The sequence below is a fragment of the Polyangium sorediatum genome (genome assembly GCF_029946465.1).
Classification (GTDB): domain Bacteria; phylum Myxococcota_A; class Polyangia; order Polyangiales; family Polyangiaceae; genus Polyangium; species Polyangium fumosum.
The window spans coordinates 1-12,638 of sequence record NZ_JARZHI010000058.1; the positions used below are offsets into that span (position 1 = coordinate 1).

At 69.1% G+C, this 12,638-nt stretch carries 5 protein-coding genes; 4 read left to right on the forward strand and 1 reads right to left on the reverse strand.

Features of this window, described 5'->3' with window-relative positions; translation table 11 throughout:
- The 3 genes from QHF89_RS38195 to QHF89_RS38205 form a co-directional block, all read left to right on the forward strand.
- On the forward strand, positions 1–201 hold a 201-nt coding region (locus QHF89_RS38195), incomplete at its 5' end, for an MYXO-CTERM sorting domain-containing protein (protein WP_284721459.1).
- Positions 202–381: 180 nt separating this feature from the next.
- Complete coding sequence (locus QHF89_RS38200; RefSeq protein ID WP_136972958.1) at positions 382–2,568, forward strand: MASE1 domain-containing protein; 2,187 nt, start codon at positions 382–384, stop codon at positions 2,566–2,568.
- A 134-nt stretch (positions 2,569–2,702) separates the two neighbouring features.
- On the forward strand, positions 2,703–8,663 hold the full coding sequence (locus tag QHF89_RS38205) for an AAA family ATPase (protein WP_136972957.1): 5,961 nt from the start codon (positions 2,703–2,705) through the stop codon (positions 8,661–8,663).
- 42 nt (positions 8,664–8,705) lie between these two features.
- Here QHF89_RS38205 and QHF89_RS38210 read toward each other — a convergent pair whose 3' ends face one another.
- Positions 8,706–10,880 (reverse strand): response regulator, encoded by a 2,175-nt coding sequence (locus QHF89_RS38210; RefSeq protein ID WP_136972956.1) that lies wholly within the window; start codon positions 10,878–10,880, stop codon positions 8,706–8,708.
- Positions 10,881–11,323: 443 nt separating this feature from the next.
- On the opposite strand from QHF89_RS38210, the gene QHF89_RS38215 reads away from it, so the two are divergent.
- The gene (locus QHF89_RS38215) at positions 11,324–12,628 is read left to right on the forward strand and encodes a sigma 54-interacting transcriptional regulator (RefSeq protein WP_342763982.1); all 1,305 of its coding nucleotides are present in this window, start codon (positions 11,324–11,326) and stop codon (positions 12,626–12,628) included.
- Positions 12,629–12,638 lie beyond the last annotated feature (10 nt).

Genomic DNA, 12,638 nt, shown 5'->3' on the forward strand with positions numbered 1-12,638 from the left:
GGCGGTGCTGGCGGCGACGGCGGCCTCGGCGGCGCGGGTGGTGCCGGCGGCGGCGGGACCGGCGGTGGCGAGGTGGGCGGGGACGGCGGCGCCTGCGGCTGCCGGACCGTCGGCTCGACCGGCGACACGCAGAGCGGCCTCGTGCTCGTCTTCGGCGCCGCGCTGATCGCCCTGCGTCGTCGTCCGCGGCGCGCGGCCTGAAGCGCCGGCGAGCGCACACAACTCGCGTGGCTGCGCACAGACCGCGCAGCCACGCGGGCGCGTGCGGAGCGGCGGCGGATCGTGAAGGTGACGCGTAGTCGCGCGGACCTACGATCGCAGCATGGGCCAGAAGGTTTCTTCGTCCGGATGGGAACCTTTTCCCTCGTTTAGAAAAGCGGCGTGGTCGCGGTCGGGCTGCGCCGCCGGCTCGTGAGCGAGAAGCCGGCGCGGACGTTCCTCGGCTGCGTCGTGCTCTTTCTGGCCTTCCTGGGTCTCTCGGAAGCGAGCTACCTTTTCGTCTTTCCACCCGCCAGCAATGCCGTTTTCTGGCTGCCCAGCGGCCTGACCATGGCCTGGTTTCTTCGCACGACGCCGGCCCACTGGCCCGCGTGGCTCCTCGTCGTGTTTCTGGCCGAGGTGCTGGTCGTCTTGCAGCACGGGCAACCGCCCGCCCTGGCCATGGCCTGGGGCGCCGCGGGGGGTCTCTTGCCCTTCACGGGCGCCTCGCTTTTGCGCCGGCGCACGCGCGCGGGGTTCGTGTTCCGGCGCCCCTGGGACGTCGCGCGTCTGGTGTGGCTCGGCGCCGCGGTCGGGGCGATCCCCGGCACGCTCGTCGCGGCGGCTGCGAGCGTCGTGTGGCTGGGCGATCCCTCGTTTTGGCACGTGGCGATCGGGTGGTGGAGCAGCGATGCCCTCGGGGTCCTCCTGCTGTGTCCGCTGTTTTTGACCTGGACCGAGCCGGAGCCGCCGCGCTCCGGCCGCGCCGTCGAAGCCTTGAGCCTGCTCGTGATCCTGACGGGCGGGGCATGGTGGGTGTTCGGAAGCGTGCGGCCGCGGGGGATCGAATCGGCGCTCCCGGCCCTCCTGTTTCCCCTGACAGCATGGGCGGCCATTCGTTTTGGACCCCGCGGCGCGACGGCGGCCACGGTCCTCGTCGATTTCATGGCGGCATTGCACACGAGCCGTGGCCGCGGCCCCTTCGCCATGGGGAGCACGTCCGTGGCTGCGCGCGTCTTGACCGTGCAGACGTATGTCGCGGTCCTCAATGGGCTCGTCCTGCTCCTCGCCATGGTCGTCGTCGAGGAACAGAAGGCGCGCGCCGCCGCCGAGCGGGCGGAGCAGCGCATGAAGTTTCTCGCCATGGCCTCCGAGATCCTTTCGGAGTCGCTCGACTTCACGACCCGGTTCGCCGCGCTGGCGCGGCTCTGCGTGCAGTCGATGGCGGACTGGTGCGTGATCGACGTCGTGGGCGAGGGGGGCGTGGTCCAGCGCCTCGGCGGCGCACACCGTGAGCCCGGGAGCGAGGCGCTTCTCCGTCAGCTCGAGGAGCAATACGCGCCCGACGCGACCTCCCCCCACCCGGCCGCCGAGGTCCTCCGCACGGGGAAGCCCATGCTGCTGCCTCTCCTCACCGACGAGCTTCTTCAAGCGCACGCCGTCGATGCCGAGCATGCACGCCTGATCCGGGCGCTCGGCACGTGTTCGGCGATGGCCGTCCCGCTCTCCGTGCGCGGACAGACGCTCGGCGTGCTCTCCCTCGGCTGCGCGGCGCCCGGCCGGCATTACAGCCCCGCCGACCTCGAGCTCGCGACCGAGCTCGCCCGCCGCGCGGCCATCTCCATCGACAATGCGCGCCTCTATCGCGACGCGCAGGGGGCCATCCGTCTGCGGGACGAGATCTTGTCCATCGCGTCGCACGAGTTGAATACGCCGATGACGAGCCTGAAGCTCGACGTGCAGACGTTGAAGCGGGTCGCCGCGCCATCGGGCGAGCCCTTGCCGCCGTCCCTGACGCGGGTCGAGCGACAGATCCAAAAGCTCGCGCGCCTGATCGAGGAGCTCCTCGACGTCACGCGGATCACGACCGGTCGTATGCATTTGCAGATCGAGGACGTCGATCTCCCGGCCCTCGTCCGTGACGTCACGGAGCGCTTCACGGAGGACTTTTCCCGGGCGGCCTGCCCGTTGACGCTGCACGCCGAGCAACCGTTGGTCGGGCGCTGGGATCACCTCCGCCTGGAGCAGGTCGTCACGAATCTGATCTCGAATGGGATCAAGTTCGGCTCCGGTCGCCCGATCGAGATATGGGTCGGCCAGGCGGACGGGGCGGCGCGGCTCACGGTGCGTGATCATGGCATCGGCATTCCTCCCGATCGCCTGCCGTACATCTTCGAGCGCTTCGAGCGGGCCGTCTCGTCGCGCGCGTATGCCGGGCTCGGGCTCGGGCTTTATATCGTGCGATCCATCGTCGAGGCCCTCGGCGGCTCGATTCGTGTCGAGAGCACGGTGGGCAGCGGGACGATGTTCACGGTGGATCTGCCTCCGGCGGGGCCCCCGCACGCCGCCGGAAAGGAGGGCGAGCGCTGAGCTCGACGCGCCGATCCGCGGGCCTCCGTGGCCGGAGGAAAAATTCCCCCCGAGACCGATGGTCGCCTTCCGCCCGCTCGATCTAGGATCGATGCTCGGATCGCGGCGCCCTGGAACGGACGTGAGGGAGAACGATGGACCTGCGGGAGTACGCGCTGAGAGAGGTCGTCTACGACGGGAGCGAAACACGCGTATGGCGCGCGGTTCATGTCCCCTCGGGGGCGCACGTGGCCATCAAGAGCCCGGTGGCCGTGGTGCCCAATCCACGCGTGATGGGCCGGCTGGCCCACGAGCACCAGGTGCTCCTGCAGCTCGCCGAGGTGCCCGGCGTGGCGCGCGCGCAGGCGCTCTTGCAGCAGGGCGGCACGGCGGCGCTGGTCCTCGCGGATCCCGGCCTCGGCTCGCTCGATCGCCTGCTCGCCAAGCAGGGGCGCTTGCCCGTGGGGGCCGCGCTGCGGCTCGGTCGGCTCCTGTCGCGGGTGCTCGAGGGGGTGCATGCCGCGGGCGTGATGCACAAGGACGTGAAGCCGCAAAACGTGCTGGTGGACGAGGCGTGCGAGCGGGTGACGCTGCTCGACTTCGGCATCGCCTCGCTCTTGTCCCAGGAGGCGACCGAGGCGAGCATCCCCGAGGCGCTGGAGGGGACGCTCGGTTATATCTCCCCGGAGCAGACGGGGCGCACGGCGCGCGCGCTCGATACACGCACGGACCTGTATTCGCTGGGGGTGACGCTCTTCGAGGTGATGAGCGGGCGGCTGCCGTTCACGGAGCGGGATCCGCTCTCCCTGGTGCACGCGCACCTGGCCAAGGAGCCGCCTCCGCTCGATTCCGTCGCCCCGGACGTGCCGAAGCCCGTGGCGTCCATCGTGGCGAAGCTTTTGGCCAAGGATCCCGAGCGGCGTTACCAGACGGCCCGCGGCGTGGCGGAGGATCTGGAGGAGGCCCTCCGGCAATGGGACGCGCAGGGCATGGTGGAGCCGTTCGCCCTGGGAAAAAAAGATTATTCGCGGAAGCTCCGGATTCCACAGGCGCTCGTGGGGCGGGAGCGCGACGTCGAGCGGGTGGGGGAGTCCTTTGCGCGCGCCGCGCAGGGCACGACGGAGCTTTTGCTCGTCGGGGGTCCTTCGGGCATCGGCAAGACGGCGCTGGTGCGGACGGTCTACAGGGATATCGCGCAGGCAGGGCGCGGGCTCTTGATCGCGGGCAAGCACGACCAGCTCGCGCGGTCGACGCCCTTCGCGGCGATGGCGCAAGCGTTCGGGGCGCTGATGCGCCAATGGCTCGGGAGCTCGGAGGTGGTGCTCGAGGCCTGGCAGCAGCGCATTCGGCGCGAGGTCGGGGACAACGCGCGGCTCCTCGCGGACGTGGTGCCCGAGCTCGACCTGGTCATGGGCAAGCTGCCGCCGGTGCCGCCGGTGGAGGGCGAGCAGGTGCTCAACCGGCAAAAGCTGACGTGGCTGAATTTCGTGCGAGCCGTCACGGCGCCGAACCCGCCGCTCGTGATGTTCCTGGACGACATGCAATGGGCCGACAGCGCCACGCTGATCATCCTGCAAACGCTGCTGACGGACGTGGAGCGCAAATCGCTGCTCGTGATCGCGGCGTACCGCGACAACGAGACGCCGCCCGAGCACCCGTTGTGGAAGCTCGTGGAGGCGGTGGAAAAGAGCGAGGCCAAGGTCTCGCGCATGACGGTGGGCCCGCTGTCGGGAGAGCAGGTGCAAAAGTGGCTCGCGCGGACGCTGGAGAGCGAGCCCGTGCGGGTGTTGCCGCTCTCGCGCGTGCTCTCGCAGAAGACTCGCGGAAACCCGTTTTTCCTGGAGCAATTGCTGCTCTCGCTGCACCGGCAGAAGCAGGTGGTGAGGGACCCGGAGAGCGGGGCGTGGCGCTGGGAGCAATCGTCGCTGGAGACGGCGGGCGTCACCGATAACGTGGTGGCGCTCTTGACGGACAAGGTGCGCGAGATGCCCGAGCCGACGCAAAAGCTCCTGGGGCTCGCGGCCTGCGCAGGCCACACGTTCCACCTGCAGGACCTCCAGCGGCTCAGCGGGTGGGAGCGCGCCTCGGTGACGGGGGCGTTGTGGCCGGCGCTGGACGCGGAGCTCGTGGTGCCGGTCGACGGCGCGTACCGTCCCGCGCAGGCGCTCGGGAGCATGGGCGACGTGGCGCTCGACGCGGCCTACCGGTTTTTGCACGACCGCGTGCAGCAGGCGAGCTACGAGCGGATCTCGCCGGAGCAGCGGGTGCTCGCGCATCTAGAGATCGGCCGGCGGCTCCGGGCGCGTCATCGTGCCGAGGGGGGGACGGCCCAGCAATTCCTGGAGCTCGTGCGGCACCTGAACCTGGGCTCGGCGCGGCTCGCGTCCATGGAGGAGCGCAAGGAGCTCGCAGGGCTGAACCTCGAAGCCGCGCGCACCGCGAAGGCGGCGAGCTCGTATCGATTGATGGCGAACCTGCTGGACGCCGCGCAGGCGCTCCTCGGCGAGCGGGCCTGGGAGGAGGAGCACGCGCTCTCGGTGGAGATCGGGCTCGCGCGCCTGGAGGCTGCCTATCTGCTCCGGGAGTTCGACGACGTCGAGGCGCGGGCGCTCGCCTTGCTGGACCGGCCTCTGTCGGAGGTGGCGTGGCTCTCGGCGCAGGAGATCCGCACGCGCTGCTGCGTCGCCACGGGTCGATATGCGCGGGGCATCGGGATCGGGCTCGCCGCGCTCGAGAAGCAGGGCATCACGTTCCCCGATACGGATGACGCGTGCCAGACCGCGCTCCTGCAAGAGTCCACCGAGCTGGATCAATGGCTCGAACACCACCCGGACGGGTTTGATCGAATGCAGGCCGATCCGTCGCTGGAGCACCGGCTCATCGATGCCCTGATGACGCAGGCGCAGCTCTGCACGATCTACGGCGGGCGGCCGATGCTCTATTCGCTCATCATCGCCCGCATCGTGTCCGAGGCGATACGGCGGGACGCGCTGACGCCGGCGGCTGCCTTCATGATCTGCAGCTTTGCCAACGTGTGGTCGGTGGCGACGGGGATGTATCGCCGTGTCATGCGCTGGCTCACGCCCGGGGTGCGCGCCGCGGAGCGCGTGGGCTCCCCGATGCTCCCCGAGTGCCTGGCGCTCAAGGGGATTTACCTGGTCCATTCGAGGCCCATCGACGAAGCGCCCCCCGTCTACGAGCAAGGCATCACAGCCGGCCTGAAGATCGGGTCGTTTCAAGGCACGAGCTGGGGCCTCTTGGCCGAGCTGTTTTATTACCGCGTCTGGCGCGGCCTGCCGCTCGGCCAGGTCGACGCGCAGGTGGAGGCTCGCTGGGATCTCGTGCAGCGCGCGGGAGACGCCGTGGGGAGGCACCATTTCGAGGCGGTCGCGTCCTATTGCGAGGTGCTGATGCCGCCCGAAGGCGCCCCCCGGCTCCTGCAGGACGAGCCCTTGGCGCGTGGTTCGCGCTCCCTCCTCGCCGACGGGGACGGGTTCACGGGGGGGCTCGCTCGGACCTTGGAGGCCTATCTGTTCTGCGTCACCGGCCGGTGGGAGCGAGCGCTCTCGCGGGCGCGAGAGGCCGACCAATTTCGAGCCGACATCCTCGGCATGCCGCCGGTGACGGATGTCCCGCTCTTCCTCGCGCTTTCCGCGGCGAAGTGCTGGCATGACGCCGCGGGCGCCGAGGAGCAGGCGCGGCTGCGGGAGCACATCGAGCACGGGCTCGCGCGACTGCGATATTTCACCGAAGGCTGCGAGGTCAATTTCCTCCACAAGTTGCGCCTCGTCGAGGCCGAATACGCGCGCGTCCTCGGCAAGAACGAGGAGGCCGCGTCCAGATACGACGAGGCCATCGAGCTCGCCCGCGAGCACCGCTTCCTGCACATCGAGGCCCTGGCCGCGCAGCTCGCCGCCGAGTTTCGCCTTTCGACGGGCAAGAGCCACATCGGGGCGATGTACCTGCGCGAGGCGCGGGATGCCTATGCGCGCTGGGGCGCTTACGCCGTGGTCGCCCACCTGAGCGCGAGGTATCCCGCCGTGCTCAAGGGAGCCGTGCACGAGCCTTCCCCCGAGCGCACGACCGTGACGACGACGACCACGACCTCGGGCGGATCCACGGACGCGAATTTCGACGTGAAGACCGCGGTGCGCGCGGCGCAGGCGCTCTCGGGCGAGCTCGACCCGGGGCGCGTGGTGGGCCGGCTGATGGAGCTCACGCTGGAGAATGCGGGGGCGCAGCGCGGGGCTCTGGTGCTCAGCGAAGGGGAAGCGCTCTCCGTCGTGGCGCGGCTCTCGGTGGAGGGGGCCCGCATCGAGACGGGGCTGTCCGAGCCGCTCGGGCAGAGTCCCGACGTGCCGGTGGCGGTGGTGCAATATGCGGCCCGCACGGGCGAGCCGGTGGTGACGGGCGACGCGAGGTCCGAGGCGCGTTTCGCCGGTGACCCCTATCTGGCATCCCACGCGGTCCTTTCGTTGCTCGCGCTGCCCTTGACGCATCGGGGCCACGTGGTGGGCGTGCTTTATCTCGAGCACCGCGACGTGCCTTCGGCGTTCCCGCCCGCGCGCGTGGAGCTTTTGTCGGTGCTCGCCTCGCAGGCCGCGATCGCCGTCGAGAACGCCGTTTTGTACCGGGACTTGGAGGTCAAGATCCAGGAGCGCACGGCGCAGCTCCAGATCGCCAAGGAGGCGGCCGACCGCGCCAATCGCGCGAAGAGCGATTTCCTCTCCAGCATGAGCCACGAGCTGCGCACGCCGCTCAATGGCATCCTCGGGTATGCGCAGTTCCTCATCCGAGCGCCCGAGCTCTCGCCGAAGAGCCGCGAAGGCGTGCAGATCGTGAAGAAGTCGGGCGAGCACCTGCTCGCGCTCCTCAATGACCTGCTCGACCTGGCGAAGATCGAGGCCGGCAAGATGGAGCTCGTGCCCATGAGGCTCGACTTTGGATCCTTCGTGCACACCATCGCGGACCTCTGCCGTGTGCGCGCCGAACAGAGGGGCATCACCTTCGCCTACGAGGTGCGGGGCCCGGCGCCCACCGCCGTGCACGCCGACGAAAAACGATTGACGCAGGTGCTCCTGAACCTGCTCGGCAATGCCATCAAATTCACCGAGCGCGGCGCGGTCACCCTGCTCGTCGACGTGCAAGACGAGGGCGGGAAGGGGCTGCGCGAGGTGCGCTTCCGGATCGAGGACACGGGCCCCGGCATCGCCGCGGAGCACCTCACGCGTATTTTCGACCCCTTCGAGCAGGTGGGAGATCAAAAGGCGAAGAGCGAGGGGACCGGGCTCGGTCTCGCCATCAGCAAGAGGATCATCGAGCAGATGGGCGGAACCATCCACGTCGAGAGCGAGCTCGGCAAGGGGAGCGCGTTCACGGTGACGCTCACGCTGGCCGAGGCGCTCCCTTCCGTGGTCGTCGACGAGGCCCCGGGGTGGGATACGATCACCGGGTATCGCGGCGAGCGCCGCAAGATCCTCGTCGTGGACGACAACCCCGGCAACCGCGCCTTGTTTTGCGATTTGCTGGGCCCCATTGGCTTCGACGTCGTCCAGGCCGACGGCGGCGAAGCCGCGCTGCGGCTGGCCCTCACGCAAAGGCCGGCGCTGATCCTGATGGACCTGGCCATGCCAGGCCTCGACGGGTACGAGGCCACGCGCCGGCTGCGGCAGATGCCCGAGCTCGCAGGCGTGGTGATCCTGGCCTCGTCGGCGAACGTCGCCGCCGCCGAACAGCCGAAGGGGGGAAAGGCCGGCTGGGACGACTTCTTGCCCAAGCCCGTGCAGGCCAGCCTGCTCTTCGAGAAGATCGCGCGTTTCCTGGGCGTGGAATGGACGCACGAGCCGGTGAAAGGCGCGGCCCCCCTCGCGGAGGAGGAGGGCGCGCTGGTGCCGCCCTCGGCCGAACAGCTCTCGCTGCTCGCGCCGCTGGTGGCGTCGGGCCGTATTCGGAGCGTGCTGGCGGAGGCGGAGCGGATGCAGCAAAACGAGCCGCGGCTCGGCCCCTGGCTCGAGCAATTCCAGACGCTGGCGCGGACCTACCAGATCCGGAAGCTGCAAGAGTTCGTCGAGAAGTATGCCGCGGCGGGCCAGGTGGCGGCCCCGGAGAGCACCTGACGCGCCCCCGACGAAAAGGTCGGAGCGCGGGCCGCGTCGTCGCTACACGGACCGGGCGCGGCCCTCCGGGCTCATCTCGCCCCAGGCATGGTTTCGTCCAGCCAAACTCGCCACGTGCGCCACCAGCTCCGACGGCTTCACGGGTTTGGCGAGATGCATCTGGTATCCGGCCAAGAGCGCCCGCGCGCGGTCCTCTGCCCGCGCGAAGGCGGTGAGCGCCAGCGCCGGCACGCTTCCCCCGCGCTCCTGCGGCAATTGCCGTACCTTCTGGATCAGCTCATACCCGCCCTCTTTGGGCATGCCGATGTCGCTCACCAGGACTGTCGGCTGGTCCCGATCCAGCTCCGCCAGCGCCTCCACGACCGAACTCGCCGTCCGCACCTCCGCGTGGCATTCCGCGAGGATCCGCAGGAGCATCTCTCGCGTGTCCGGCTCGTCGTCCACCACCAGCACGCGCACCCCCGTCAAATTCAAGAGCTCCCCACTCCGGTGCAACAAGGGCCGGCGCGGCGGCGTCGAGGGTGGCGGCCGTTCTCCGGCCACGCCCTCGTGTTTGACCTCCAGCGGCAGCTTCACCGTGAAGCTCGCGCCCTGGTTTTTCCCGGAGCTCTTCGCCACCACCGTCCCTCCGTGCAGCTCCACCAGGTGCTGCACGATGGAAAGTCCCAAGCCGAGCCCGCCGTGCTCGCGCGTGGTCGATGCGTCGGCTTGCCGGAATTGCTCGAAGACGTACGGCAAAAACTCCGGATCGATGCCGATCCCCGTGTCGACCACCGCGAGATGCGCGTACGAATCCTCGCGACGCAGCGAGACCTTGACCTGCCCGCCCTGCGGCGTGAACTTCATCGAATTGCTCAGCAGGTTCCACACGATCTGCTGGAGCCGATTCGGGTCCCCCAGGACCTTTTCTCCCGCCGACGCGACGCTGAGCTCCAGGCGGATTCCTTTCGTCTTTGCCGCCGGCTCCGCCGATTCCAGCATCGTCTCGAGCATCTCGGCCAGATCGACCGCCTCCAGTTCGAGGCTCAGCCGCCCGCTGATGATGCGCGACATATCCAGGAGGTCGTCGATGAGCTTGGCTTGCGTCCGCGCGTTTCGCTCGATCGTCCCGAGCCCCCGGCGCAGGAACTCGTCCGAGGGACCTCGCGTGAGGAGCAACTGCGACCAGCCGAGGATCGCGGTGAGCGGCGTCCGCAGCTCGTGGCTCAAGAGCGCCAAGAATTCATCCTTCAGCCGCCCGGTGCGCTCGAGCTCTGCCCGCGCCGCCTGTTCGCGGGAGAGGAGCCGCTCCCGCTCCGCCTCCGTCCGCGTTCGCTCGGTGATGTCCGTGGAGACCCCGCAAATCGCATACGGCCGGCCCGTCTCGTCGAAGAGCGGGCCCTTGATCGCGATGTACGTGTGGAGCCCATCGTCCTGGGGCACGCGCTCTTCCGTCTCCAGCGGCCTCCCGGCCGCCATCACTTGCTGGTCGAAAGCGCGCAAGGCGTCGGCATACTCCAGGGGGAACAAGTCATAATCGGTCTTGCCGACGAGCGACCGTACGGTCCCATGAAACAACTCCTCGGCGCGGCGATTGACCATCAAATAGCGGCCTTCGAGGTCCTTGACGTAGATGACGGCCGTGGAGTTGTCGACGATGGCCTGGAGCAGATGCTTGCTCTCGCGCAAAGCATCTTCGGCGCGCCGGCGCTCGGCGTTCTCTGCTTCGAGTGCGGTGTTCGAGCTCGCCAGCTCGGCCGTGCGCGCTCGCACCCGTTGCTCCAGCTCCTGATGGGCACGCTGCAACTGCGCGTTTTTCGCTTCCAGCTCTTTTTGCGCCTCGCGCAAGCAGAGGTGCGTCTTGATCCGCGCGAGCACCTCGTCAATCTCGAATGGTTTGGTGATGTAATCGACCCCCCCCGCCTCGAACCCCTCGAGTTTGTTCGCTGCTTCTCCGAGGCAGGTCATGAAGATCACCGGGATGTCGCGGGTGCTCTCCGCCGCTTTCAGGCGCCGGCAGGTCTCGAAGCCGTCGATCCCAGGCATCACCACGTCGAGCAGGATCAGGTCGGGCTTCATGAGGCTCGCCCGCTTCAGGGCATCTTCCGCGTCCTGCGCGACGAGCGCCTGATGGCCTGCGGATTCCAGATGATCCACGAGCACGGCCAGGTTGATGGGCATGTCATCCACGATGAGGATCGTGGCCTCACGAGCACCGGGCGCAGAGGCTCGGCTCATGATCGCTGCCCGCCCCAGGCGCGCCGTGGATGAGGCTCGCTCGTACGCAACATCCTCTGCCTCTGCTGCGCCGGGAAGTCCATTCCTATGGTAACCTCACTATCCAACTGCTCGATCCTGGGACCTCCGTAACGCGGCGTCAATTCCGAACCGTGGTCCCTTCGTGGGTAGGAGCCTTCGTCGGGCCGGGCTTATGTCTGTCCGGACCTACGGCCGTGCTCCCGCGTCTGTCCCGCGCCTGTCAGCCCGAACGAGGACGGCGGCGCTTGATTCGGGTCCCCTCTCGCGCCTGCCCCCGCGCCTCCCTTCCCGCTTCCCGCGTTTGTCGTGCGATCTGCGCCTCCCGTGTGGTAGAACGGCAAGCCGTGTCGAGCCGAGGCCGCGCCGCGGGGCAAGAGCAGAGCGACCGGAACATCCCCGAGGGCGCCGCGCATTCCACGACGTTGACGCATGCCGACGGCCAGGCCGTCGCGAAAGGCACGGTCCGCCGCTTCCGCCTCACCGTCGTCGAGGGGCCCGCGCGCGGCGTCGCCTGGCAGTCCACGGGCGACCGCTGCTCGATCGGGTCCCACCACCGCAACCACCTCATCATCGACGACCCCACGGTCTCTCGGTTCCACTGCGAGATCGTGATCGACGAGGGCGGCGTGCGGGTCCGCGACCTCAAGAGCCGCAACGGCACCGTGCTCGACGGGGTCGCAGTCCTCGAGGCGTTCCTGCGCGTCGGGAGCCTCCTTCGGCTGGGGAAGACGGTGATCCGCTTCGAACTCGGCGCCGAGACGCTCAGTCTGCCGCTCTCCGAGGAGGCGCGCTTCGGCTCGCTCACGGGCGTCTCGCCGGCGATGCGCGCGACGTTCGCGATGCTCGCCCGGGCCGCCGAGAGCGACGTGACGGTGCTGCTCGAAGGCGAGACCGGCACGGGCAAGAGCCAGGCGGCGCACTCGATTCACAAGAAAAGCGCCCGCAGCGAGGGGCCGTTCGTCATCGTCGATTGCGGGGCCATCCACGGAAATCTCCTGGAGAGCGAGCTCTTCGGGCACGAAAAAGGCGCGTTCACCGGGGCCACGGATCGACGGGTCGGCGCGTTCGAGGAGGCGTCGGGAGGGACGTTGTTCCTCGACGAGGTCGGCGAGCTGCCCGTCGACCTGCAACCGAAGCTCCTCCGCGCGCTGGAGGCGCGCGAGGTGCGCCGCGTCGGGTCGAATGCGTACCGGCCTGTCGACGTGCGCGTGATTGCCGCGACGAACCGCGATCTCCGCACGGACGTGAACATCGGCCGGTTCCGCGCGGATCTTTATTTCCGCCTCGCGGTGGTCACGATTGGAATGCCGCCGCTGCGCCGGCGGCCCGAGGACATCCCGCCGCTCGCCGAGGAGATCCTCACGTCGCTCCGCGCGCCCCGGGACGCGGCCGAGCAGCTCCGTTCGCCCGAGTTCATGGCGCAGCTCCGGAACGGCGCGTGGCCCGGCAATGTGCGCGAGCTGCGCAATTACGTCGAGCGTTGCTTGATCCTCCGCACGATCGAGCCGGCGAGCACGGGCCCCGGCGCGACGGAGGAGGGGTTCGCCGTGGACCCCACGGCGCCGTATGCCTCGGAGCGTGAGCGCGCCATGACCGATTTCGAGCGCCGGTATTTCAAGGCGCTCCTCCGGCTGCACGACGGCAAGGTCGCGCGCGCCGCGGGCGCGGCCGGGATGGATCGCACGTATCTGTATCGGCTCCTGCGACGCCACGGTATCGAGCCCTAGGGCGGATCGC